The sequence below is a fragment of the Bradyrhizobium sp. SRS-191 genome, from assembly GCF_024586915.1.
In the GTDB taxonomy this organism is placed as follows: Bacteria; Pseudomonadota; Alphaproteobacteria; order Rhizobiales; family Xanthobacteraceae; genus Bradyrhizobium.
Genome location: NZ_JANBVS010000006.1, coordinates 203017 through 225955, shown reverse-complemented (window position 1 = coordinate 225955; position 22939 = coordinate 203017). Strand labels below are relative to the sequence as shown.

Below are 22939 nucleotides of genomic sequence, written 5' to 3'. Positions count from 1 at the left end.
CCCTGCTCATGGCGCGACCTGCATTTCGAGCGCGGCCAATGGCACAGGGCGATCGTTCTGAACGTCACTGAACTGGCTGAAGAGCGTCAGGTAGTGGGCATGAGCCCGCTCCCAGGCTTGGTCGTCGGGCGTGCCCCACAGCTTCTGATAGTCCGGCGAGCCCGGATACGGGTACAGCGGCACGGGATCGTTGGCCCAGACGCCGGCATCCTGCATGCGCTGGCGCCAGCGTTGCACGACCGGATCGTCGTCCTGCGGCATTTCGATCAGATTGGCCTGTACGAACGGAACGTGCCGCCGCGCTTCGACCAGGCGCTCAGCGAGCTGCTCGGTGGTCATGCGGCAGTTCTTGGCCAGCGCGGCGCGGCCCTCAGGCGACAGGCTCTCGATGCCAGCCTCGATCGACACGCAGCCGGCGCGCCCGAGCAAAGCCAGCATCTCGGGCTTCCACAGGTCGATCCTGGTCTGCACACCGAATTTGAGGCCGCGGCCCACGAGCGCCTGCAGCAGCTCGGGATTGGGCAGGAAGATCTCGTCGACGAAGTAGACATATTCGACATCCTGTGTCAGCAGGGCATCGATCTCATCGAGGGTCACGGCAGCCGGGCGCTTGCGGTAGGCGTTGCGAAAATTGTCTTTGGCGCAGAACGTGCAGTGATACGGACAACCGCGCGACGCCTCGACCTCGGCTCCCGGCCCGACCGGCTTGGCCTCGAAGCGATGATGGTGGTGCTCATGCCGGCGGATCATTTCGGCTGGCCATTGCAGCGCCGGCTGATCGATGAAGCTGGCGGCCAGCGGTCCGCCGTGGATGCGGATCGCGCCGTGCGCATCTGCAAAGCAGAGACCGCGGAAATCGCGCTGGCCATCGGCCAGCCGTCTCACGGCCTGTTCGCATTCTCCCATCACGACGAGGTCGACCCCGAGTTTTCGCAAGGTCGCTCGCGGCGTGGTCGAGCCGTGCGGGCCGACAGCGACGAGGGTTGCTCCGCTCTCGCGCAGAACCGACACCAGCTCCTGCGGCACCCGCAACTCGGGCGGGGCGCAGCGCCAGAACAGATAGGTGGGGGCCGTCGTCAGCACGATCATGTCGGGACGGAACGTCAAGAGCTCGGCCAGAATGTCGGACGGCGTCAGGTCGAACATGTGCGCGTCGAGCAGCAGCGTCGCGTGGCCGGCCTCACGTAGCAGGTGCTCGGAGATCCCGAGCTCGAGGGGCAGATGTGGGCTGCGGCAGCCGAAGTAAATGCTGCCGTCGAACGTCCAGTTCGGATTGATCAGGGCGACGCGGGTCATGCCAGCGCCTCCCGGCCGGAGGCTTGCGCAAACCGCCCTGCGAGCCAATTGTGGAGGCCACGCAGGCCGTCAGCGAATGTCGTCCTTGGCTGCCAACCGGTGGCGCGGTTCAGCGCCGTGATATCCGAGACGTACCAAGGCTGATCGCCCGGACGCCAATCCGCGAAGCTGAAGGAGGGCGGGCCGGCCAGCGGCGTGATCAGATCGATCAGCTCCAGCAGGCTGATCGCGTTCGATGGGCCGCCGCCGAGATTGAAGAGGCGGCCACGGGCCGCGTCGATCCCGTCGAGCACTGCGAGCCACGCGTCCACCGCATCGGCGACGTAGAGCGCGTCCCGGACCTGGCAGCCGTCGCCATAGATCGTCAACGGCGTGCCGCGCAAGGCAGAGAGCACGAAATGCGCGATCCAGCCCTGATCCTCGGTGCCGAACTGGCGCGGCCCGTAGATGCAGCTCATCCGCAGCACGGCGGTCTTCAGGCCATAAACTCTGGAATAGTCGTGGACATATTGATCGGCGGCGCCCTTCGAACAGCCATAGGGACTGTAGAGATCGAGGGGGGCGGCCTCGGAGACGCCTTGCCTCAAGGCAGCATAGATCGGCTGATAGCGCTGGCCGGTGCGGACGATCTCGTCGTTGCCGATCAGGCGGCCGTAGACCTTGTTGGTCGACGCGAACAGCATGGCCGCTGACGGGTTGTGCAGCCGGACGGCCTCGAGCACGTTGAGGGTGCCGCGGGCGTTGATCTCGAAATCGTCCATCGGGCTGTCGAGGCTCGACGTCACTGCGACCTGCGCGGCGAGGTGCAGCACGGCCTTCGCCGGCTTGATGCTGTCGATGACGGTGATGGGATCCCTGATGTCGCCGACCGCGATCGTGATCCGGTCGCCGTGCCGGGATTTCAGCCATTGCGCATTCTCACGCACGCCGGCGCGGACGAGGCTGTCCAGGATCAGGACGTTGTCGCCGCGCGTGGCGAGCCGGTCGGCGAGATTGCAGCCGATGAAGCCGCAGCCGCCGGTGATTACGATGGGGGCGGAGGAGGCCAGATCCGTCATGCTACAAGCCCACGACGCAACAGCTCATCGGTGGCCTTCTCAGCCCGGTCCTCGGCGATCTGGCCAGCGAGATAGCCCGCCAGATCGGAAAGCCCATCCTCGAAGCGGACCTGCGGCCTGAAGCCGAGCAGGCGCTCGCTCTTGGTGATGTCGGCGAAGCAGTGCCGGATATCTCCCGCGCGGTACTTGCCGGTGATCGATGGCGTCATCTGCGACCGGCCCATGACGCGGGCGAGATCTTCAGCGACAGAGACAATCGTGCGACTCTGTCCGGAGCCGACGTTGAGAACGTCATCGGACTGGTCGCCGTCGAGCGCGAGCACACAGGCGCGTGCCACGTCATGGACGTGGACGAAGTCGCGGCGCTGCAGGCCGTCCTCGAAGACGAGCGGCGGACGATCGTTGAGGAGGCGGGCTGCGAAGATCGCGAGCACGCCGGTGTAGGGATTGGAGAGCGCCTGGCGGGGTCCGAACACGTTGAAGAAACGCAGCGCCAGCGTCGGGATGCCATACGCCTTGCCGGTGATCAGGCACATCCGCTCCTGGGCATATTTGTTCAGCGCGTAGATCGAGCTCAGCGTGGGCTGCTTGGTCTCCGGCGTCGGAATGGGCTCGAGCGGGCGACCATCCGAGTCGGCGAGCTCCCAGTCGCCGCGCCTGAGCTGTGCCAGCGTACGCTCGTCCGGCGCGACCGTTGCGCCATCTGCGGTCCGGCAAGCGCCCTCGCCATAGACGCTCATCGATGACGCGACCACCAGCCGCGCGACAGGGCGATTGGCCAAGGCCTGCAGCAGCACGGCGGTCCCGAGCTCATTGGTGCGGACATAGGGCTCGATGTCGTACATGCTCTGGCCGACGCCGACGCTGGAGGCCAGATGCAGCACCTTGTCGACGCCGCGCAACGCCCGCTCGACCATGACGGCGTCGGTGACATCGCCGACCATCAGCTCGGCATCCGCGTTCAGGTAGGAGGGGCGTTGACGCTGCGCGCCGTGCACCTGGGGAGAGAGAGAGTCGATCAGCCGGACCTCGTGGCCTGCGGAGATCAGTGCATCGGCCGTGTGCGAGCCGATGAATCCTGCGCCTCCGGTGATAAGGACACGTGTCATGCAGGGATACTCCGTCGCCGCGTCGTGAATGAACTTCTCCAGGTGAGAAGCAGCGCAAGGAATGTTCGTTCCTCCGCCATGTACAAACAATAATTTCCCTAATCTGGATCAATAACCCACGTGTAGCTGTGGTTTACCAGAAGGGTGAGCCGTTGGGCCCAGGATCAAGCTGAAGATGTCGTGCGACGGTCGCGCCCACATCGGCGAAGCTGGCGCGACGACCGATGGGGCCGGCGCTGGCGCCGTTGGCGATCAGGATCGGCACGCACTCGCGTGTGTGATCGCTTCCGCTCCAGGTCGGGTCGCAGCCGTGATCGGCGGTCAGCACGAGAAGATCGTCGCTACATAGCCGGCCCAACAGCTCGGGCAGTCGCGCGTCAAAGGCCTCAAGCGCGTGTGCGTAGCCGGCGACGTCGCGACGATGACCGTAGAGCGTATCGAAGTCCACAAAGTTGGCGAACAGCAGGCCTCCGTCGCCGAGGATGTCGAGAGCTTCGAGCGTGCGTGTGAATAGCGCATCATTGTGGTCGCCCTTCAAATTCCGCCCCGTGCCGCGATGCGCGAAGATATCGTCGATCTTGCCGATCGACAGGACCGGCCGCCCGTCCGCGGTCGCGGCATCAAGGATGGTCGTCTCCGGCGGAGGGACGGCGTAGTCGCGGCGACGCGCGGTGCGGCGGAATGTAGCGGCGGTGTCGCCGACAAAAGGACGGGCGATCACACGTCCTATGTTGAAGGGATCCACCAGGAGCCGCGCTGCCTCGCACAGGCGATAGAGCCGGTCCAGGCCGAAGGTCTCCTCGTGGGCCGCGATCTGGAACACGGAGTCCGCTGACGTGTAGCAGATCGGTTGTCCGGTCCGCATATGCGTCTCGCCCAGCTCGGCGATGATCTCGGTGCCGGAGGCGTGACGATCGCCGAGAATGCCCGGCAGCTCGGCCGTCGTGCAGAGCTGCCGAATGAGCTCCGGGGGAAAGGTAGGAATGCTCTTCGGAAAGTAGCCCCATTCGAACGCCACGGGCACGCCGGCGATTTCCCAATGTCCTGACGGCGTGTCCTTGCCGCGCGATCGCTCGCTGGCACAGCCGAACGCCGCGCCCGCGCTCGCGCGGCCGTCCAGACCCGGTGGCCGCCGGCCGGTCGCGAGCTCGCAAGCCTCGCCGAGGCCGAGCGCCACCAGATAAGGAAGCCGCAACGGGCCCTCGCGCCGGTCGTTGTTGGCGCGGCCAGTTGCACAGGCCTCGGCGATATGGCCGACCGTGTCGGCGCCGGCATCGCCGTAATCGGCGGCATCGGGCGCGCCGCCGATGCCGACGGAATCCAACACGAGGATCAAGGCACGCATGGCAATGGTTCCGGCAGGTCGGACGGAACGGCCGCGGAGCCTGTCCGCGCGCAGTAGCGCATGATCATGCTGGCGCAGAAGTCGGCGAACTCGTTGGCGTCGAGCGGCGGGCTGGTGTGGTGCGCGGCAAGGCCGCGATGCTCGGGCGTGAAGCAGAACGTGACGGTGACGTCGAACTCTGCCAGCGCCTCCATCTGCCGATCGAACCAGTCGAGCGCATTTGGACGGAAACTGTCGGCCCAGGACAGCCCGGTGCGAACGTGGCGGACGCCGAGCCGGCGCAGCCACAGCACGGCGTCGTTCAGGCGATGGTCCTCGAAATGAAACCATTGGCACAGGCCCATGCCGTGGGCATGTTCCGGGAACAGCTCCGCCGCCAGCTTTGGCGCGCCATCCTCGCGTAGGATACCCATGTGGAAGTGCCGATAGTAGGACGAGCCTTCGGCCTCCTTGTGCCGGGTCGTCGCCTCCCAGGCCATCGGCAGATCGTAAAGACTGTACCAGTGGACGCGCGGCGCGCGCCCGTTGAGCAGCTCGGCGGTGCGCTGCAAGCCCCAGGCTTGCACCTCGTCGGCGCCGAACGAGGACACCCCGACCTCGGTGACCCAGACCGGCACGGAGACGAGCGCCTGGATCTCCGCGAGCTTGGCCGGCCATTCGTCGATCTTCCAGAGATTCCAATCCAGCGGAAAACCGTGCACCGCGACGGCGTCGACGTGATCCAGCACGCCGCGCGCTTTCATGTTGTTGATGAAGGCGGGATCGATCGGCGAGATGCCGCCGAGCACCCGCGGCAACGTCGCCTGCGCCGAGCGGATCGCCTTGCCGGCCGCGATCGCGGTCTCCGCGAAGCGCGCCCAGTCGGGGTCGAGCTGAAGATCCCAATGCGACTTGTTGTTCGGCTCGTTCCAGATCTTGGCAGCCTCGATCATCGCACACCTCGCGCCGGATAGACCGGACCGTCCTGTTGTGGTCGCGGCGCCTTGCGGCACAGATAGACCTCGGCTTCGGGATGCGCGACGATCACGAAGCCTGAGCTGCGCAACATGGCCTCGACGCAGGCACGGTTCGGCGCCCACCAGTTCGTGGGATCATCGGCATAGCTCTGCTCGATGAAATGCATCCTGGGATAGCCCGGGCCGTCGAACGGACTGGTTGTCCAGAAATCATAGTTGCGGGCGACCTCGTCGACCTCCGATGAGCCGCGCTGCATCGACTGGAACAACAGTTGATCACCGACCACGTGCTCGCGGATGAGGTCGAGCGCCAGAAGCGGATGGCGCAGGTGGTACAGCACGCCCATGAAGATCACGAGATCGAAGGTCTCACCGAGCTGCCCGACATCGTAGGTCGAGAGCTTTCGAAACTCGATGTCGACCCCGTTCACGTCGGCAGCAAAGCGCGCCTGTGCCAGATAGTCGTCGTCCGTATCCAGGCCGAGCACGCGATCGGCACCGCGCCGCTTCATCTCCATGGCGTAGAAACCCGCGTTGCAGCCGATATCGAGCACTGATTTTCCGGTGAGATCATCCGGAATGATGTCGGCGAAGCGTCGCCATTTCACGTTGGGATAATCGCCCAGGAAGTGCGTCGGCGCTGTCGCGACGCCATTGAGGTCCAGGTTGTGAAACCACGGACCGAGTGCATCGACGCGGCGGCGAATCTCGTCTCGGGATAGCAGGGCGCTGGTCATGCGCGTCCTCCCGGGAGAGGCGCGGGAACGCCCACTCCGGCGGCCGCGCGCAGCATGGGACGCGGCTCTCGGCCATCCTGCGAGGCCGCGAGCAACGCGATCGCCGTGCGGTAGCCGTGGATCGTTCCCACATCGACATAGGCTTCGCCGGCCTTGACGCCGAGACCTGCGCCTCCGGCGGCGAGATAGCTGTTCACCAGCGTGCCGAAGTACTCGTCGCAGCGGCCACGGGCCTCCCACAGGGTGTTGAGGTCATGGAAGCCTCTCGCCGACATGCGAAAGGCGCCCCAGATCCAGTTCGAGGTGGCGTCGCGCTGCTTGACCTGGATTTCCGTGACGGCGTCGCCGTCCAGCACGACCGCGTCGAAGAATTCGGGATGCTCGACAGGAAACAGCAGGAACGATAGATCGGCTGCGGGCAGGCGCGCGAGGGCCGCCTTCGGAAACCATACGGTATCCGGCAGCCCGACGAGCACGTCCTGGTGGTCGCCGATCACGGTCGATGCGCGGAACACTGCATCGCATAGGCCTGCGGCCTCGGGCTGGACGACATAAGCCAGGCGCGCGCCGCCGTAGCGATCGCCGAAATATTCGAGGATGTCGGATTTTCCTGGCGAGATGACGAAGCAGATCTTGTCGGCGCCGCCGAGGATCAGCCGCTCGACGAGATATTCCGACACGGCGCATGGCCGCTCGACGCCGCCGTCGCTGCGGCTGCCGACCGGGAGCAGCTCCTTGGAAAAAGCCAGCGGCTGAATGCGGCTCCCGCGGCCAGCGGCTGGCACGATGCCCCACATGTCAGGCCTCCTGTGTCGTCAGCGACGGTGCGGCCCGGATCGCGCGTTCGAACAGACCGATCATCTCGTTTGCGCGCGTCTGCGAACCGTGTTCGTCCAGCACGCGCTGCCGGGCGCGCGCGGCCATGCGCGCCAGCTCCCCATCGTCACGGGCGAACGCGGCAAGCGTATCCTCGGAACGACTGGCCAGGATGATCTCCTCATCAGGCGCGAAGAAATCAGCGATGCCGTCCCAGGTATCGCTGAGCAGGGGCACGCCGCAGGCTGCCGCCTCGAACAGCCGTCCCGAAGGACACCAGCCCATCTCGGCCATCGCGCGGCGCGTGACGTTCAGGGTCAATCGCGACGAGGCGAAGAAGGCGGCGTGCTCCGCCGGCGGCAAATGACGGACGAAGTAGATGTTCGACGACCAGGGGAAATCCTGCGGATATTGCGCGCCACCGATCAGGAAGCGCAGGTCGCGACGACCGCGCGCCGGGGCGACGAACAACTCTTGGAGCGCAGCCTGGCGATCGGCCGAATAGGTCCCGAGATAGGACAGCGCGGCCCGATACTGCGGCTGCGGTGCGACCGGCCGATGCACGTCGGGATCGACATGGCCGTAAAGCGGCGCGATCGCGCGCGCCCCGAGCCGGTTGCGGTATTCGTCGACCAAGCGCGGCCCACCGGTGAAGCTGAGAACAAGGTCAAAATCGGCGAGCCCGCGCGGACCGATATAGGAGAGTGCCTCGCCGCTTCGCAGACGGTCGAGCGTGACCGGCGTATCGAGGTCGTAGAACACCTTCAATTCGCAGCGGCTGTCGAGGATCAAAGTGGTGGCGTCATGTCCATCCGGACAATAAGACGTCAGGATGGCGGCATCCGCGTCGGTCAAGATCGCCTCGGCCTGCCGCGCGACATCCTGCCAAGAACGATAGAGGATCAGATGACCCCCTGCGAGCTCGGCCATGTCGCGGTTGTCGGCATAATAGGGCACGTCGCGCTCGAAGAACACCATGCTGTGGCCGGCACGGATCAGGTTCTTGCACAGCCCACGCCACAGCGTGGCATGACCGTTGCCCCAGGAGGATGAGATGGTCAGACCGAAAATGACGATCTTCACGCCGGCACCTTCATGTTGGCCTGTGTCAGCTTCAGGCCGGTGGAATCCGCGACCAGCGTACTGATGCTGGCGGGCGCGACGTCGACAGACACGAAGTCATCGAGGGCGATCCTCGCGACCTGCATGATGACGGCTCGGATCGGCTCGGCATGGCTGACGAGCACGATGCAGGCGTTGCCATGCGTCCGGCGCAGTTGCGCGACGTGGGACATCATCCGCTGCTGGACCGCCGCCATGCTCTCTCCCTGGGGCGGCATCGCCGAACCACGTTCGGCGTTCCATCGCTGCCATGCCGGATCGGCGTCGAGTTCGGCAAAGCTGAGGCCGGTCCAGTCACCGACATCCAGTTCGTCCAAGGCCGGTGCGATCTCGACTGATTGCCCGTATTGGCGCGCGATGAGTTCGGCCGTCTGCAGCGCCCGCAGTTGCGGGCTCGACTGGATCAGCGTCGGAGGGGGATCGATCAGCCCGGCACAGATCTCGGCGTCGCGGCGCCCCTCGTCATCGAGCGCGACGCCGGCCATCCGGCCGCAAAGGGTGCGACCGAGCAGGGCATGATGCCCATGCCGGATCAGGTGAATCGTGGTGGTCATGACCTGGGCCTTCAGACGGCGTCGTCGAGCGGCACGTCGTCGATAAAGGCGCGCGTTCGGCGCCGGGCCTCCTCGTCGGTGAACTGCCGGGGCGGCGATTTCATGAAATAGCTGGACGGGCCGGTGAGCGCCCCACCGATGCTGCGGTCCATCGCCAGCTTGGCGCAGCGCACTGCGTCGATGACCACGCCTGCGGAGTTTGGCGAATCCCAAACCTCGAGCTTCAGCTCGGCGCTCAAGGGGACGCCGCCGAAGGTCGTGCCTTCGAGGCGGATGTAGGCGAGCTTGCGGTCGGTGAGCCACGGCACATGATCGCTCGGACCGACGTGAACATCGTCGGCCTGCAGCGGCACGTCGAACTGGCTGGTCACCGCCTGAGTCTTGGAGATCTTCTTGGAGCTCAGTCGCTCGCGTTCCAGCATGTTCTTGAAGTCGGTGTTGCCGCCGACGTTGAGCTGATAGGTGCGGTCGAGCCGGACTCCCCGCTCGCGGAACAGATTGGCCAGCAGGCGGTGAATGATGGTGGCGCCGACCTGGCTCTTGATGTCGTCGCCGACGACGGGAAGACCTGCATCCTCGAAGCGCTTGCGCCAGGACGCATCGGATGCAATGAAGACCGGGATGCAGTTGACGAAGCCGCAGCCGGCCTCGATGGCGCGGGCGGCATAGTACTCCGTCGCCTTCTGCGCACCGACGGGCAGATAGGAGACGACGATATCCGTGCGCGAGCGTCTCAGGACGTCGGTCACGTCCGCTTCCGGACCCGGCGCCAGCGGCACATCATCCTCGAGATATCGCCCGATGCCGTCCAGCGCCGGCCCGCGCGCGACGATGACGCCGGTTTCCTCGACGGGTGCGAAGCGACAAGTGTTGTTCGGCTTTGTCCAGATCGCGTCGGCCACATCGCGACCGACCTTGTCGGCATGCACGTCGAAGGCGGAGGCGATCTCGACGTCGCTGATGTGATAGCCGCCGATATCCGCGTTCATCAGCCCTGGGACGGGCTCGTTGGACTTCGCATCACGATAGTAGCTGAGGCCTTGGATGAAGGAGCTGGCGCAGTTGCCGACCCCGACGACGCCGACACGAACGCGGTGTCGATCTTGAAGACGGGAGTGCATCGAGTGTCGTCCTCCGGAGTTGCATGACATCAGCGAAACCTAAGTACGTCGGCGAACGTACCCCGGGTATGTTCGTTCCTGTTGGAGCGCCTTACAGTGCTGGTCCCCCGTAGTTTTCGTCCGATAAAACTGGAAAGGCTGATCTAGATTAGTTTCCGCCAACGAACAGCAGGAACGATCTTCTTCAACGATGATGAAGAAGAAGCTTTACGGCACATACTGCCATGGCTCGACTTACGAACAAATTGGACGCCCTCGCGTTTGACTGCAACAGCGAGGCACGATCAGTCTCGTCCGTCTTGTGAGGAGACCCGCGATGAGCGAGAGCGCAACCACGACCGATCACGGCAAGATCCGCAAATGGGCCGAAGAGCGCGACGGCCGTCCGTCCACCGTCGCGTCGACCGAGGAGGAGGGGCACGCAGGACTCCTGCGCATCGACTTCGGGCCGAAGGAGAAGTCCCTGGACGAGATCGCCTGGGATGAGTTCTTCCGCAAGTTCGACGAGGCCGACCTCGCGTTCCTGTATCAGGACCGCACCAAGGACGGGAAGATCAGCCGTTTCCATAAATTCGTCCGCCGCGACGCGTGAGCGGAACCGGCGACCGAAGTTCGGAGGGGAACAAATGGGTCGCCGCGATGCGCGCGCGGGACTTCGCGCGCGCATGGATGATTGCAGACCGCGACTTGTCAAGGCTCAAATCGACGGGCCCGGCAAAGCACGAGGGCCCGCGGCACTTGCAGAAAATATGGCGTGGCGAGGACCTCAGTGGTCGCGTCGTGCTGGTGCGCTGCTATCATGGGCTCGGCGACACTATTCAGTTTGCCCGGTTCCTGCCGGCGCTTGCCCGCGTCGCGCGTGACGTGATCGTGTGGTGCCAGCCGGCGCTGTGCGCGCTGATCGCGCGCGTGCCGGGCGTCCGACATGTACTTCCTCTGCATGACGGTGCGCCGGATGTCCCGTTCGAGGTGGATATCGAGATCATGGAGCTCGCGCATGCGCTGCGGGTCGCTGGCGACAACCTCAGCATGAGGGTGCCATATCTCGCGCCTGCGGCCACGCCGGTGTCGCTACCGGCGCATAACGGCCTCTCGGTCGGATTGGTGTGGCGCGTCGGGAATTGGGACAAGCGGCGGGAGCTGCCCGTCGATCTCGTCCGAACGCTGCTGATCCCCGGGATTGCTGCCTTCTCGCTGCAGCCCGACCTCGCCCCGGCGGAGGTCGCCAACGTCGGCGCCCGAGATATCAGCTCGGCTGACATCGATGTGCTTACGAATACTTTGATCGCCCTCGATCTGGTCATCACCGTCGACACCATGGTGGGGCATCTGGCAGGCGCGCTCGGTTGCGAAACCTGGATCATGCTGCACGCAGACCCCGACTGGCGTTGGCCCGCAGCTGGAACGCGAACCTATTGGTATCCGCGAACGCGCTTGTTTCACCAGCAGTTGCCAGGAGATTGGACCGGTGTCGTCGCCGAGGTAAGGCAATCGCTGTGCGACCGGGTCGCCGCGATCAGCTCGCGGCGCCAAGGCCCAGCGTAGACTCTGCGCCCAGCGGCCCCATCGCCCCAGACTCCAAAGCTGGCGGCTGACGCAGCATCAGATAGTCCGGTCGAAATCCAGCCAGTCGCGTCAGCCCCTTCCAGTCCGTGACCGTGATCGTTCGCGAATGCCAATGCAGCAGCGTACGACGGCGGAGGTCTTGGATAGTCCGGTTGGCATGCACGGAGGAGATGCCGCAGATCGCCGCAAGATCGGATTGAGTGAACGGCGATGGGAAACGCAGTTCCTGCCCAAGCCCGACAGCCCTCAGCCTCATGGTGACTTCGCAGATCAGGTGGGCCACGCGGCTCAGCGAGTCCCGGCTCCCCAGATTCGTCAGCCAGGTTCGCAGCGCTGCCGCATCGGCCAGCATCAGCAGCGAGAGCGCCTTTGCCAGCCGTTCGGAGTGAGCGCGCACGTCGCGAAAGAAGGCGTGCGGCACGAAGGCCGCGACGGCCGGCGTCAGAGCACAGAGGTGTCCCGCGACTTGTGGGACGATGGTCGTGGAGAGATCCGGCACATCTCCGGGAACGTAGATTGCGGTGATCTGGCCAGCGCCCGCATCGACGTCCTTCCAGCAGAGATAGCCCTGGAGCAGCAAGCAGCAGGTCGAAGGCTCATCGTTCTTGCGCCAGACCTCCTCGTGCGGAGCGAAGCTTCGTATCGTACTGGGCATTCGCCTCAGGAGCTCGAGATCGTCGACCGACAATTCCGTCAGGCTCGTCAGGCGGTCAACCAGCTTCGTAAACGCAAAACCTGCCTGCATCCGCTCTCGTCCTCAGGGCCCTTGTCGTCGGCGAGCCCAGTCTCCTTCTGCAATCAACTCAAGATCGGCACGGCGAATCGTTCCTATGGTTCGAGGTGCAGGCGTCCGTGCGTGTTCCCCGCGCAGGAACGATCGAGTTCGCGTCGGCGTTTGCGCTCGCGTCAGTTGCGGGAGGTGGAACGCGTTGTCGCGCCGATGGAAGCACATCTCGACCTGGCTGGCGGCGGCTCTTTGCCTGGTCTTGGCCGGCGTCGCAGGGACGTGGCTGATCACCGCGCCGAGGCCCGCGCTGTCGGCGGACGCGACCAGCCTCTACGATCAGGCGGGGGATCCCAAGCGGGGCGAGCAGGTGTTTCTCGCCGGAGACTGTGCGTCCTGTCATGCCTCGCCGGGCCAATCGGACAGGCTCCGACTTGGCGGCGGCATCGCGCTGGCTTCGCCCTACGGCACGTTCCGCGCGCCGAACATCTCCAGTGATCCCCAGGACGGCATCGGCGCCTGGACCGCGAAGGATCTCGCCAACGCGCTATTAAGCGGCGTCTCGCCGAACGGCAGCCACTACTATCCGGTATTTCCCTATTCCGCCTATGCGCATATGAGCCTCAGCGACGTGGCCGATCTCATGGCCTATCTGCGCACCCTGCCGGGGGTGCAAGGACGCGCGCCGCCACATCAGCTCGATGCACTGTTCCAGATCCGCCGCTTTGTAGGCTTCTGGAAACTGCTTTATTTCAAGCCTGGCGAGATCAAGCCGGATCCAGCGCACGATCCGCAATGGAATCGCGGCTGCTATTTGGTCGAAGCCCTCGGACATTGCGACGAATGTCACTCCACGCGCGACCTGTTCGGCGGCGTCAAGGACAAGACGCGGTTCGCGGGCGGGCAGGATCCGGTCGGAACCGGCTTCTATCCGAACATCACGCCGGCGCGGATCGGGCATTGGTCGCAGGAACAGATCGCCGAGCTGCTGAAATCCGGCAACACACCCGATCATGGCCGCGTCGGCTCGTCGATGGCCGATGTCGTGACCAACACCGCGCAGCTGCCGCAAGCGGATCGCGACGCGATCGCGGCCTACATCAAGGGGCTGCCGGCCCGGCCCACACCGAAGCCCTGAATTTGCTTAGTGCGCGTAGAGATAGGCCGCGACGTCGCGCGCCTCCGCCGGGGTGATGCCCGTGGCCGGCATCGCGGTGCGCGGCGAGAAGCTCTGCGGCGCGACGATCCACTGCACCAGGTTGTCGGCGGAGTTGTTGGCGACGCCGCCGATATAGACCCGCTGGCGCAGGCCGCTGAGCGGCGGTCCGACCTGTCCATCCGCACCAGTGATGCCGGCAATGGTATGGCATCCGGCACAGCCATAGCGCCGCAGCAACGCGGCGGCATGGTCGGGATCTCCCCCGGTCATGGCGCGGGCGGCGCGCTCGCTCTGCTGACGCGACGACCACGCCATCGTGGTCGGACCAGCGATGGCGACGAGCACGATCACCACGGCGGCGCTGATCAGCACCGGCCTAGACAGCATGGAGGACATGGGCCGACCTCGCTTTCTCACCCGACGTCTTGATCCAAAGCACGATGAGTGCGAGCGCAGCGCCGGCATAGATGGTGCCCGCGGGTACCCACATGATCAGCCCGGCGAGCTGCTGGTCCTCGAGCGGCGTCAAACCCCAGGCGACAGAGGTCGCGGTCTGTGCGCCGTAGAGCACGCGCGGCGCCAGCGCCATCAGCGCGCCCAGTACGCTGGTGTGCAGCATGGTGATCACCACGTGCCACGCCGCGGCGCCGGCCTGGCTGCGCCACAGCACCGCCCACCAGAACAGCACGGCGGTGCCGAAGAAGCTCAGATGCTGCAGCCGGTGCAGAGCGATCTGCTCGACCGCAGCGTCGAACAGCGGCGGAACATGCCAGACCCAAATGGCGACGCCGTGGAGCAGGGTCGCGTTGCTGCCGCGCGCGAGCCATGACCATCCGCGGCGCAGCATCGCAAGGTTCAGCGTCTTGCCGCTCCGTCGCCTCGCCTCGCGAGGCAGAGCCCACAGCATCGTTCCCAGCGGACGCGCGGCGACGATCAGCGGCGCCGAGATCGCCATCAGGATCTCATGCTCGATCATATGGAAGGTGAAGAGGTGCTCGCCCAGCCAGTGCAGCGGTGAGGTGAGCGTCGCGGCCAGTGAGAGCCAGCCGGCCCAGAAGGCGACAGCGCGGCCGGCTTGAAGACCATGTGCGCGTCGTGCCAGCCTCACGCTGCCGAGGGCATAGATCACGCCGCTGACGAGCAGGGGAGTGACGATCCAGGGATCGAACGTCCAGGATGCGCGGTCGCCGTTGGGGGCACCGCCATGCGCCGATGCCGCGCCCGTCGACGCGAGCAGCACGATCGCCAGGGTAATCAGCGCTCGCATCCGCTCAACACCACCGATGCGATCGCCTGCAGCACCACTGCGAAGGCGAACAGCAGCGCCGTCAGCGCGCTCAGTCGCGCGGCGAATGGCAGAGTACGGTCGGCTCGCGTGGACGGTCTGCCGTCGCGCCACCATGACAACCCGGCCGCGATGAGGACCACGGCAAGCAGCGCCGCCGAAATGACAGCCGAGGGACGAACCGCGCTGATGCAGTCGGTGGTCGCCAGCATCTCGCCGAGCTGGGTGTTGACAGCCCAGGCAAGCCCACCGATCACGAGGCCAGCCCAGGCCGTCAGCTTTGCCGTGGTCGTCGTTGCCGTCATATGCGCGCCAGCCAATAGATGCAGCCGTAGATCGGAAGCCACGCCGCCACGACAAAGTTCCAATACATCGCATTGTCCTGGACGTCGCCGTAGCGGCGCAGGTTGTCACCGTGCCGCGTGAACATCAGCGCGGTCAGCACCAGCGTGTCGATCAGATCGGTGATGATGTGCGTGGTGTGCAGGCCGAGCAGCGTCCAGACCACGGAGCCATAGGCATTGCTGTCCCATTTGATGTTGAGCGTTGCGAACTCGAAGACGCGGATGATCAGCGGCACGATGCCGAGCACGGACATCACGACCATGCCGATGCGCACCTTGCGCAAATCCTGGTGCTCGGCCCAGCGCGACAGCATGATGTTCGGCACCACGCTCGCAATCAGCACGACCGTCATCACCGTGCCCGCCAGCAGGTTCGGCGGCTGCGCATTCAGTGGCCAGATGGGCGCGAGGCTCATCAGATAGAGATAGACCGCGATCACCAGCGCGAAGCCGGTGCCCTCGATCAGCATGAAGCCGAGCGTGCCCCACCAGGTCACGCTGGCGGGCCCGAGCGCGTGCAGAGGCAGCTTGGACAGATCGAGGACGACGCGCTCCTTCATGCTTCGTCCTCCGGTGTGCCCTTGGGCCAGAACCAGCCGATCAAGGTGATCGCGATCGGGATCGAGCCCCACACCACGGCCCAGGGTGAGAAGATCGACCAGACGAGCATCACGCTGGTGGCGATGGCAGTCCACAGCGGCCAGATGCAGTTCTGCGGCGAGGATTCGCGCGCCTGCGGCTCGGCCGTGGTGATCGTCGTCACGACCACCTCGCGGCGATCGGTGTGCAGCCCATTTGCGACGTTGAGCGCGCCCGGCTGCTCCCAGAGCGGATTGGCGCTGCTCACGACCGGAATTTGCGCGAAGTTGTAGGCCGGTGGCGGCGAGGACGTCGCCCATTCCAAGGTTGGGGCATCCCACGGATTGTCGCCGGCCGGATTGCCGGAGCGGGCGCTCATGACGACGTCGATGAAGAAGACGAAAAAGCCTGCAGCAAGGATGATCGCGCTGGCGCTGGCAAACAGATTGAGCCCGTGCCAGGGCAGGTCGGGCTGATAGGTGTAGACCCGCCGCGGCATGCCCTCGAGGCCGAGGATGTGCATCGGAAAGAAGGTGGCGTGGAAGCCAGTGAAGATCAGCCAGAACGCCCAGCGGCCGAGCCGCTCGCTCATCATCCGCCCGGTGAATTTTGGAAACCAATAATACACCGCGCCGAGCAACGGAAACACGGCGCCGCCGATCAGCACGTAATGGAAATGGGCGACGACGAAATAGGTATCGTGCACCTGGGTGTCGAACGGCACTGACGCGACCATCACGCCGGTCAGGCCGCCGATGACGAAGGTGACGATGAAGCCGATCACGAAGAGCAGTGGCGTCTTGAACACCGGCCGGCCCTCCCACAATGTCGCGATCCAGCAGAAGATCTGGACGCCCGAGGGAATGGCGATCGCCATGCTGGAGGCCGTGAAAAAGCTCTCACCGAGCCGCGGCAGGCCGGTCGTGAACATATGGTGGACCCACAGGCCAAAGGCGAGGATACCCGTGCCGATGAGCGCCACGACGAGTGGGAGATAGCCGAACACCGGCCTCCGGGAGAACGTCGCAACCAGGGTCGAGACCATGCCGACCGCCGGAATGAAGATGATGTAGACCTCGGGGTGGCCGAAGAACCAGAACAGATGCTGCCACAGCAGCACGTCGCCACCTTCGGCCGGATTGAAGAAATGTGTGCCGACAAGACGGTCGAGAATGAGGCTGGTGCTCGCGACCATGATCGCCGGCATCGCCATGATGACGACGAAGGACGTGACCAGCATGGCCCAGACGAACAAGGGTATGCGGTCGAGCGACATGCCGGGTGCGCGCTGCTTGAACACGGTAACGACGATCTCGACGGCCACCGCGAGCGCGGCGACCTCCGTGAAGGTGATCATCTGCGCCCAGATGTCGGCACGCTTGCCCGGCGCGTATTGCGGACCTGACAGCGGCACATAGGCGAACCAGCCGACATCAGGCCCCATGTCCAGCGCGAACGAAATCCACAGCACGAGGCCGCCCGCCAGGAACATCCAGTACGAGAAGGCATTCAGCCGCGGAAAGGCGATGTTGCGGGTACCGACCATCAGCGGCACCAGATAGACGCCCATCGCCTCCATCACAGGCACAGCGAACAGGAACATCATGTTCGCGCCGTGCATCGTGAAGATCTGGTTGTAGCGGTCGGGGCCGATCAGTCGGCCTTCGGGGCCGGCGAGTTGCAGCCGGATCAGCATCGCGAGCACGCCGCCGAGCAGGAGGAACACGAAGGCCGTTGTGATGTAGCGGCGGCCTATGATCTTGTGATCGACGGTCGACAGCGCGCCCCACAGGCCGCGCTCTGTCTTCCAGGTCTCCTCAAGCTGGCTGGTGAGCTCGGGACGTTTCAGCTCCGTGTCCAGGATCTGCGCGCGGCGGATCGTGTCGGTCATTTCAGGCTCGCGAGATAGGCCGACATCGCGCGCAGCTCGTCGGGCGTCAGCGGCACCAACGGCATGTTGTTGCCGGGCTTGAGCGTCTGCGGATCGGCAACCCAGGCGGCGAGCGCGCCGCGCGAGGTCGGCAGCAGGCCGGCCGCGATGAAGGCGCGGCTGGCGAGATGGGTGAGATCGGGACCGCTCGTACCTGTCGCTTGCGTGCCGCGGATGCTGTGGCATCCGGCGCAGGGCTTGCGCATGAAGACGTCGCGTCCGGCGGCGATCTCCTCATCATCGGCGCTGTTCGCGGCGGGTGCGCGCTGGGCCCGTGCCCATCTCGCGAAATCCTCAGGCGTGTCGGCGGTCACGAGAAAGCCCATATGCGCATGCTGCAGGCCGCAGAATTCCGCGCATTGGCCGCGGTAGGCGCCCGGCCGCTCGGCGCGGATGGTGATCTCGTTGGTGCGTCCGGGAATGAGATCCTGCTTGCCGGCGAGGCTCGGCACCCAGAACGAGTGGATCACGTCGTCGCCTTGCAGCAGCAGGCGGACATTGCGTCCGGTCGGAATATGAATCTCGTTGGCGCTGACAAATCCGGCGCTTGGATCCGGGTCGAGATATTCGACGCTCCACCACCACTGCAGTCCGCCGATGCGGATCGTGAGATCATCCTGCCCGGCGACGCTGATGTCGCGCGTAGTGAAGAAGCTCGCGACCGTGAAGCCAAGGATGATCACGGCGGTCAGCCCGGTGCAGATGCTCACGATCCATCCGAGACGCCTCTCGCGTGGAGGCACCAGATCGAGCGGCGCCCGCCACGCCGTGCGGCGGCGCCACAGCGCATGGATCATCGCGATCATCACCAGCATCCAGATGACCGAGCACACGGCCACGATCAGGATGATGAGATGCTTGAGGCTGATGGCCGATGCGCCGCGGGCCTCCAGCGCGGATTGCCAATTGTCGCAACCTCCGAGTAGCAGCAGCAGTGGAAGCCCGAGCCGTGCTGTCCCGATGCGGCGCTTCACGGCGTCGGCCCCTGATCGGGATGAACGGGCGTGGGCCCCTCATCGAACAGGATCGCCGCCGGAGCGCGGTTCTCGGCCGGCCGGGTCTGCTTGTCGTCGTTGCGCGATGGCGCGGCGGTGCGCGCGGAATAGGCGCCGATGGTCTGCACATAGCCGGCCAGCTGCCAGATCTGCTCGGTCGTCATCTTGCCCTTGAACGCCGGCATGCCGTGCGGCCGGCCATCGCGGATCGAGGCGAAGATCGAGACGGTCTCGGGTCCGTAGGCCCACCAGCCGTCGAGGAAGGACGGGCCGATCCCGCCCTGGCCATCGCCATGGCAGGCCGCGCAGCCGAACCAAGTGTAGAGCCGCTTGCCCTGGCTGAGATCGTAGGCGTTGGTCTCGTAGGGTTGATCGAGCGCGAAATAGATCTGGGGTGGCGCGCCGCCGATCTTGTTCGGCATCAACGCGATCTTGTCGAGCGCGGCGGCCGCCGGCGGATCGAGCCGGAGCTGCCGTTCCTCGCGCTGGCATCCGCACAGTGTCACGATGCAGACTAAGCCCACGACGATCCGCATGGTGATATCCATCAAACTGAACGTACAATCGTTGGCCCATCCCTCGGTTCCTATTCGGTTCCGACGTCTGCCCGATTGACATTGTCCGCATACATGTTGCGGACGGCCTGCCGCACCGCATCGAGTCCAGCAACGTTGTGCATGAGCGCGATCTCGCCCTGCTGCTCATGGCGGATGGCGTGCGCCATGATGCGCAGGCGCGGGTCGCCGCGGCTGCGCCATTCTGCGTCGGCCATCCGGACCGCTCCGGCGTGGTGCAGGCTCATCAGGCGGATGAAGATGGCGTCGAATTCGCCGGGAGACGCGTTGCGAGCCTGCGCCAATTGCGCAACGGTGAGATAGCCAGGCATGTCCGCAAGCTCCTGCGTCGAGCAGGTCGGCATTGCGCTGTCGAACCAGCTCTGCCACCACGCATCGAAGATGCGGTTCTCGCCCACCTGGCTCGCGACCATGAGACGTGCCAGCGCCTGGAGACGCGTATCCTGCGCTCGCTCGGTGCCGAGCCGCGCGAGCGCGATGCCCTGGCGATGATGCGTGGTCATGTGGCGCATGTAGTCCTGATCGGCGGCGCGGTCTGCCCCCATCCACGGCAGCTGATAACCGAGCGTGCCGAGGGCCGCGACGCCGCCGAGCGCAAGAGCGACGGCGACACCGCCGACGGCCCAGGCCTTGGCGAAACGGACGTTGCGGGATTGAGGCGTTGTCGCGAACGGAAAGCGCAACCAGACAAACAGCGGATACATCACTGCCGAGGACGTGTGGACCAGGAGACCGATCCAATAAGGCTGCTGCAGCGTGAAGATCGGCTGGAAGAACGGAAACAGAGGCACCAGCACGAACCACTCGGATGCTGAGGTGAAGACGGCCCATGGCAGCGCCAGCGCGAGAATCGTGAGCGGACGCAGATCCGCTGTCCAGCGTCCGAACAGACCGAAGAACACCAGCGCCCAAGAGAAGTCAGCCCATTGATGGAACGCGATGCCACCGATGAGAGAGCCCCAGGACGGCTCCACACCGAGGATGTCATCACGCAGCGGAATGGCTGCGACAGTCATCCAGTCTACGGCGGCGTCGCGGCCGAGCTGCGCTGCGGCGAGCTGGCTGACGAGGGTCGAGAAGGTGCTGCTGATCACGCCAAGCTTGGCGGCGGCGATCCAGTTGGAATGAGCAGGCGGCATAAGCGGAGGTCGTACCTTGGGTGGGAATGAGATCGCCTCCAAGCAGAGAGACGTTCATTGGTTCCACGCGCTCGCGCTGCCGTCTTGGAAGCGGGCTGCCTCGCCAGGAACGATTGGAGCGTGGTGCGATTGGGCGACATCACCCGCTCGCGTACCCGAGGAGACTCTCATGGCGTCATCAAACCAATTCGCAATCGTCACCGGCGCATCGACCGGCATCGGCCTCGAACTCGCGCGCTGCTGCGCCGATGAAGGCTTCGATTTGCTGATCGCAGCTGACGAGCCGCAGATCGAGCAGGCTGCCGCTGCGCTGCGCGCCGACGGCGCTACGGTCGAGGCGGTGCGGGCCGACCTCTCGACCAGCGAAGGCGTTGAGAAGCTGTACGCCGCAGCCAAAGGCCGATCGGTTGATGCGCTGCTTGCCAATGCCGGCCGCGGTCTCGGCCGGGCCTTTCTCGACCAGGACATGGGTGACATCGGCAGGCTCATCAACACCAACGTGATGGGGACCATCGAGCTGATTCACAAGATCGGCAATCAGATGCGCGACCGCAATGCCGGGCGGATCCTGATTACCGGTTCGATCGCAGGCTTCACCCCCGGCAGCTTCCAAGCCGTCTACAACGCGAGCAAATCGTTCCTCAACTCGTTCTCCTTCGCGCTGCGCGAGGAGTTGAAGGACACGAACATCACTGTGACCTGCCTGATGCCGGGCGCCACCGAGACGGAGTTCTTTCGCCGTGCCGACATGATGGACACCAAGGTCGGCACCGAGGAGAAGGACGATGCCGGCGACGTCGCGCGGCAGGGCTTCCAGGCGATGATGGATGGCGAGAGCGATGTCGTCACCGGGCTGAAGAACAAGCTGCAGACCACAGTCGCCAATGTGATGCCGGCGGAGACGCTGGCCAGGCAGCACCGTAAGATGGCCGAGCCTGGCAGCGCGAAAGAATGATTCTGGCCACGCGGCCTGGGCGCCGTGGCTTGCCTGATCCTGGTTGATCTGCTGGGTGAGCGATACTGTCGCTGAGCAGCGTCCCTGCGGCCAGGTGATCTCCTACATCGTCGAACCTTCGCGCTGCTGGCGTGAACCAGCGGATGCTGAGCCGTGCGCCTTCTAAACGAACGAAAAGTGGACGTATCTGGTGCGGAGAAGCAGAGGCGCCGAAAGGAAGGCCAGTAAGTCGTTGAGTTTGCTGGTGGGCCCGGCAGGACTCGAACCTGCAACCAGACCGTTATGAGCGGCCGGCTCTAACCATTGAGCTACAGGCCCCGCGGCGCGGAGGGATCTTCGGGGGACGGGCGGGACGGGCCTGCCCGCGGCGACCCGGGAGACCCAGCGGCGGTGCGGGCCTCGTTTACAGCCCTTGCGCCGATCCGGCAATCCTGCTGCCGGATCGATTTGCTGTGTTGCCGGGCCGCCGCCGGGGCGTGCCGGATCTGGGCTGTGCGGTTCGGACCGCCGCGCGCTAGTCGACCGAGACCCCGGCGAATTCGACCACCTTGCGCCACTTCTCGGTCTCGTCGGCGACGAGCTTGCCGAATTCGGCCGGCGTCATTGCGCGGGGGATGCCGCCGGTCTCGGTCAGCCGCGCCACCAGCTTGGGGTCCTTCAGCGCTTCGCCGACCGCCTTGTTGAGGATGTCGACGATCTCGGGCGGCGTGCCCTTCGGCGCGGAGATGCCGTAGAAGCCGACCGATTCGTAGCCCGGCACGGTTTCGGCGATCGCGGGCACGTCCGGCACCGTCGGCCAGCGCTGCGGCGAGGTGACGCCGAGCGCACGCACGCTGCCGCCGCGCGCCTGCTCCAGCGCCGTCGGCAGGTTGTCGAAGATCAGCTGCACCTTGTTGGAGATGATGTCCGGGAACGCCAGCGCCGAGCCGCGATAGGGCACGTGCAGCATGTCGCACTTGGTCATCGCCTTGAACAGCTCGGCCGCCATGTGGACCGAGGTGCCGTTGCCGGAGGAGGCGAAGGCGATCTTGCCGGGATTGGCTTTGCAATAGTCGATGAACTCGCTCACCGACTTGGCCGGAACATCATTGCTGACCACCAGCATGTTGGTGAGCTGCATGATGCTGGCGACCGGCACGGTGTCGCGGATGAAGTCGTAGGGAAGCTTCTTGTAGAGCGAGGTGCTGATCGCGTTGTTCGGCGCGACGAACAGCAGCGTGTAGCCGTCCGGCGGCGAATTGATCGCGGCGGCCGCGGCGATGTTTCCGCCCGAGCCGGTGCGGTTCTCGACCACGACCTGCTGGCCAAGACGGTCCGACAGCCATTGCGCCATGATGCGTGCGACGATGTCGACCGGACCTCCCGGCGCGAATCCGATCAGCCAGCGGATCGGGCGGTCCGGATAGGCCGCGGCGGCCGGCTGGGCCATCAGACAGGCTGCGGCCACGAGGCCGGCTAGGAACGCACGCGTCCACTTCATCTTGTCCTCCCCAAGCTCTTGTCGTTGTCGTCTGCTGCATGCTTCCATAGATCTGCACGCTTGCATACAAGCTCCTGCCGGATGCACAGGCACA

Annotated in this window: 24 protein-coding genes and 1 tRNA gene; 4 read left to right on the top strand and 21 right to left on the bottom strand. The window is 65.2% G+C overall.

All coding sequences use genetic code 11. The features are described from left to right. Positions 1-6: 6 nt before the first annotated feature. The 10 genes from NLR35_RS13660 to NLR35_RS13615 form a co-directional block, all read right to left on the bottom strand. The gene (locus NLR35_RS13660) at positions 7-1296 is read right to left on the bottom strand and encodes a TIGR04295 family B12-binding domain-containing radical SAM protein (protein WP_257167051.1); all 1290 of its coding nucleotides are present in this window, start codon (positions 1294-1296) and stop codon (positions 7-9) included. Then, positions 1293-2354, bottom strand: a complete 1062-nt coding sequence (locus NLR35_RS13655; RefSeq protein ID WP_257167050.1) for an NAD-dependent epimerase/dehydratase family protein — start codon at positions 2352-2354, stop codon at positions 1293-1295. The genes NLR35_RS13660 and NLR35_RS13655 overlap by 4 nt, the downstream gene beginning before the upstream one ends. Then, a complete protein-coding gene (locus tag NLR35_RS13650; RefSeq protein WP_257167049.1) occupies positions 2351-3463 on the bottom strand; it encodes an SDR family NAD(P)-dependent oxidoreductase in 1113 nt (370 codons plus the stop codon). Before NLR35_RS13650 ends, NLR35_RS13655 begins: the two co-directional genes overlap by 4 nt. Before the next feature lie 133 nt (positions 3464-3596). Next, complete coding sequence (locus NLR35_RS13645; RefSeq protein WP_257167048.1) at positions 3597-4808, bottom strand: phosphopentomutase; 1212 nt, start codon at positions 4806-4808, stop codon at positions 3597-3599. Next, on the bottom strand, positions 4796-5740 hold the full coding sequence (locus tag NLR35_RS13640) for a beta-xylosidase (protein ID WP_257167047.1): 945 nt from the start codon (positions 5738-5740) through the stop codon (positions 4796-4798). The genes NLR35_RS13645 and NLR35_RS13640 overlap by 13 nt, the downstream gene beginning before the upstream one ends. Then, a complete protein-coding gene (locus NLR35_RS13635; RefSeq protein WP_257167046.1) occupies positions 5737-6501 on the bottom strand; it encodes a TIGR04290 family methyltransferase in 765 nt (254 codons plus the stop codon). The genes NLR35_RS13640 and NLR35_RS13635 overlap by 4 nt, the downstream gene beginning before the upstream one ends. Beyond that, complete coding sequence (locus tag NLR35_RS13630) at positions 6498-7298, bottom strand: nucleotidyltransferase family protein (RefSeq protein ID WP_257167045.1); 801 nt, start codon at positions 7296-7298, stop codon at positions 6498-6500. The genes NLR35_RS13635 and NLR35_RS13630 overlap by 4 nt, the downstream gene beginning before the upstream one ends. Position 7299: 1 nt before the next feature. Continuing rightward, on the bottom strand, positions 7300-8400 hold the full coding sequence (locus NLR35_RS13625; protein WP_257167044.1) for a glycosyltransferase: 1101 nt from the start codon (positions 8398-8400) through the stop codon (positions 7300-7302). After that, on the bottom strand, positions 8397-8993 hold the full coding sequence (locus NLR35_RS13620) for a histidine phosphatase family protein (RefSeq protein WP_257167043.1): 597 nt from the start codon (positions 8991-8993) through the stop codon (positions 8397-8399). The genes NLR35_RS13625 and NLR35_RS13620 overlap by 4 nt, the downstream gene beginning before the upstream one ends. Positions 8994-9004: 11 nt before the next feature. Then, positions 9005-10114 (bottom strand): inositol-3-phosphate synthase, encoded by a 1110-nt coding sequence (locus NLR35_RS13615; protein ID WP_257167042.1) that lies wholly within the window; start codon positions 10112-10114, stop codon positions 9005-9007. Positions 10115-10430: 316 nt separating this feature from the next. Between NLR35_RS13615 and NLR35_RS13610 the strand changes: the two genes are divergently transcribed. Both NLR35_RS13610 and NLR35_RS13605 read left to right on the top strand, forming a co-directional pair. Continuing rightward, positions 10431-10706, top strand: coding sequence for a hypothetical protein (locus NLR35_RS13610; protein WP_257167041.1), 276 nt, complete (start codon positions 10431-10433; stop codon positions 10704-10706). A gap of 47 nt (positions 10707-10753) precedes the next feature. Then, positions 10754-11659, top strand: coding sequence for a hypothetical protein (locus NLR35_RS13605; RefSeq protein ID WP_257167040.1), 906 nt, complete (start codon positions 10754-10756; stop codon positions 11657-11659). Here NLR35_RS13605 and NLR35_RS13600 read toward each other — a convergent pair. After that, complete coding sequence (locus tag NLR35_RS13600; RefSeq protein ID WP_257167039.1) at positions 11631-12425, bottom strand: Crp/Fnr family transcriptional regulator; 795 nt, start codon at positions 12423-12425, stop codon at positions 11631-11633. The genes NLR35_RS13605 and NLR35_RS13600 overlap by 29 nt on opposite strands. A 184-nt stretch (positions 12426-12609) precedes the next feature. Between NLR35_RS13600 and NLR35_RS13595 the strand changes: the two genes are divergently transcribed. Continuing rightward, positions 12610-13542, top strand: coding sequence for a c-type cytochrome (locus NLR35_RS13595; RefSeq protein ID WP_374940811.1), 933 nt, complete (start codon positions 12610-12612; stop codon positions 13540-13542). Between the two features lie 6 nt (positions 13543-13548). Here NLR35_RS13595 and NLR35_RS13590 read toward each other — a convergent pair whose 3' ends face one another. The 8 genes from NLR35_RS13590 to NLR35_RS13555 are packed head-to-tail and all read right to left on the bottom strand — an operon-like array spanning position 13549 to position 20410. Continuing rightward, positions 13549-13959, bottom strand: coding sequence for a cytochrome c family protein (locus NLR35_RS13590; RefSeq protein WP_257167038.1), 411 nt, complete (start codon positions 13957-13959; stop codon positions 13549-13551). After that, positions 13940-14830, bottom strand: coding sequence for a cytochrome c oxidase assembly protein (locus NLR35_RS13585; RefSeq protein ID WP_257167037.1), 891 nt, complete (start codon positions 14828-14830; stop codon positions 13940-13942). The genes NLR35_RS13590 and NLR35_RS13585 overlap by 20 nt, the downstream gene beginning before the upstream one ends. Next, entirely contained in the window at positions 14818-15153 is a 336-nt protein-coding gene (locus tag NLR35_RS13580) for a hypothetical protein (RefSeq protein WP_257167036.1), read from the bottom strand. Before NLR35_RS13580 ends, NLR35_RS13585 begins: the two co-directional genes overlap by 13 nt. Beyond that, positions 15150-15752 (bottom strand): cytochrome c oxidase subunit 3, encoded by a 603-nt coding sequence (locus NLR35_RS13575; RefSeq protein WP_257167035.1) that lies wholly within the window; start codon positions 15750-15752, stop codon positions 15150-15152. The genes NLR35_RS13580 and NLR35_RS13575 overlap by 4 nt, the downstream gene beginning before the upstream one ends. Further along, positions 15749-17662, bottom strand: coding sequence for a cytochrome c oxidase subunit I (ctaD, locus tag NLR35_RS13570; protein WP_257167034.1), 1914 nt, complete (start codon positions 17660-17662; stop codon positions 15749-15751). Before ctaD ends, NLR35_RS13575 begins: the two co-directional genes overlap by 4 nt. Next, complete coding sequence (coxB, locus tag NLR35_RS13565) at positions 17659-18675, bottom strand: cytochrome c oxidase subunit II (RefSeq protein WP_257167033.1); 1017 nt, start codon at positions 18673-18675, stop codon at positions 17659-17661. Before coxB ends, ctaD begins: the two co-directional genes overlap by 4 nt. Beyond that, on the bottom strand, positions 18672-19232 hold the full coding sequence (locus NLR35_RS13560; RefSeq protein WP_257167032.1) for a cytochrome c: 561 nt from the start codon (positions 19230-19232) through the stop codon (positions 18672-18674). The genes coxB and NLR35_RS13560 overlap by 4 nt, the downstream gene beginning before the upstream one ends. 50 nt (positions 19233-19282) lie before the next feature. Then, positions 19283-20410, bottom strand: a complete 1128-nt coding sequence (locus NLR35_RS13555; protein WP_257167031.1) for a DUF305 domain-containing protein — start codon at positions 20408-20410, stop codon at positions 19283-19285. Between the two features lie 169 nt (positions 20411-20579). On the opposite strand from NLR35_RS13555, the gene NLR35_RS13550 reads away from it, so the two are divergent. After that, complete coding sequence (locus tag NLR35_RS13550; protein WP_257167030.1) at positions 20580-21365, top strand: SDR family oxidoreductase; 786 nt, start codon at positions 20580-20582, stop codon at positions 21363-21365. Positions 21366-21607: 242 nt separating this feature from the next. On the opposite strand, the gene NLR35_RS13545 is transcribed toward NLR35_RS13550, so the two are convergent. After that, a tRNA-Ile gene (locus tag NLR35_RS13545) sits at positions 21608-21683 on the bottom strand. Positions 21684-21879: 196 nt separating this feature from the next. Next, positions 21880-22845, bottom strand: coding sequence for a tripartite tricarboxylate transporter substrate binding protein (locus tag NLR35_RS13540; RefSeq protein WP_257167029.1), 966 nt, complete (start codon positions 22843-22845; stop codon positions 21880-21882). Positions 22846-22939: the final 94 nt, after the last annotated feature.

What these genes read in the sequence shown, in the direction of transcription:
- NLR35_RS13610 (WP_257167041.1), top strand. Translation starts at nt 10,431, where the DNA reads ATGAGCGAGAGCGCAACCACGACCGATCACGGCAAGATCCGCAAATGG.
- NLR35_RS13590 (WP_257167038.1), bottom strand. Translation starts at nt 13,959, where the DNA reads ATGTCCTCCATGCTGTCTAGGCCGGTGCTGATCAGCGCCGCCGTGGTG.
- NLR35_RS13645 (WP_257167048.1), bottom strand. Translation starts at nt 4,808, where the DNA reads ATGCGTGCCTTGATCCTCGTGTTGGATTCCGTCGGCATCGGCGGCGCG.
- NLR35_RS13575 (WP_257167035.1), bottom strand. Translation starts at nt 15,752, where the DNA reads ATGAAGGAGCGCGTCGTCCTCGATCTGTCCAAGCTGCCTCTGCACGCG.
- NLR35_RS13540 (WP_257167029.1), bottom strand. Translation starts at nt 22,845, where the DNA reads ATGAAGTGGACGCGTGCGTTCCTAGCCGGCCTCGTGGCCGCAGCCTGT.
- NLR35_RS13560 (WP_257167032.1), bottom strand. Translation starts at nt 19,232, where the DNA reads ATGCGGATCGTCGTGGGCTTAGTCTGCATCGTGACACTGTGCGGATGC.
- NLR35_RS13600 (WP_257167039.1), bottom strand. Translation starts at nt 12,425, where the DNA reads ATGCAGGCAGGTTTTGCGTTTACGAAGCTGGTTGACCGCCTGACGAGC.
- NLR35_RS13640 (WP_257167047.1), bottom strand. Translation starts at nt 5,740, where the DNA reads ATGATCGAGGCTGCCAAGATCTGGAACGAGCCGAACAACAAGTCGCAT.
- NLR35_RS13555 (WP_257167031.1), bottom strand. Translation starts at nt 20,410, where the DNA reads ATGCCGCCTGCTCATTCCAACTGGATCGCCGCCGCCAAGCTTGGCGTG.
- NLR35_RS13585 (WP_257167037.1), bottom strand. Translation starts at nt 14,830, where the DNA reads ATGCGAGCGCTGATTACCCTGGCGATCGTGCTGCTCGCGTCGACGGGC.
- NLR35_RS13605 (WP_257167040.1), top strand. Translation starts at nt 10,754, where the DNA reads ATGCGCGCGCGGGACTTCGCGCGCGCATGGATGATTGCAGACCGCGAC.
- ctaD (WP_257167034.1), bottom strand. Translation starts at nt 17,662, where the DNA reads ATGACCGACACGATCCGCCGCGCGCAGATCCTGGACACGGAGCTGAAA.
- NLR35_RS13630 (WP_257167045.1), bottom strand. Translation starts at nt 7,298, where the DNA reads ATGTGGGGCATCGTGCCAGCCGCTGGCCGCGGGAGCCGCATTCAGCCG.
- NLR35_RS13660 (WP_257167051.1), bottom strand. Translation starts at nt 1,296, where the DNA reads ATGACCCGCGTCGCCCTGATCAATCCGAACTGGACGTTCGACGGCAGC.
- NLR35_RS13635 (WP_257167046.1), bottom strand. Translation starts at nt 6,501, where the DNA reads ATGACCAGCGCCCTGCTATCCCGAGACGAGATTCGCCGCCGCGTCGAT.
- NLR35_RS13615 (WP_257167042.1), bottom strand. Translation starts at nt 10,114, where the DNA reads ATGCACTCCCGTCTTCAAGATCGACACCGCGTTCGTGTCGGCGTCGTC.
- NLR35_RS13550 (WP_257167030.1), top strand. Translation starts at nt 20,580, where the DNA reads ATGGCGTCATCAAACCAATTCGCAATCGTCACCGGCGCATCGACCGGC.
- NLR35_RS13655 (WP_257167050.1), bottom strand. Translation starts at nt 2,354, where the DNA reads ATGACGGATCTGGCCTCCTCCGCCCCCATCGTAATCACCGGCGGCTGC.
- NLR35_RS13580 (WP_257167036.1), bottom strand. Translation starts at nt 15,153, where the DNA reads ATGACGGCAACGACGACCACGGCAAAGCTGACGGCCTGGGCTGGCCTC.
- NLR35_RS13650 (WP_257167049.1), bottom strand. Translation starts at nt 3,463, where the DNA reads ATGACACGTGTCCTTATCACCGGAGGCGCAGGATTCATCGGCTCGCAC.
- NLR35_RS13620 (WP_257167043.1), bottom strand. Translation starts at nt 8,993, where the DNA reads ATGACCACCACGATTCACCTGATCCGGCATGGGCATCATGCCCTGCTC.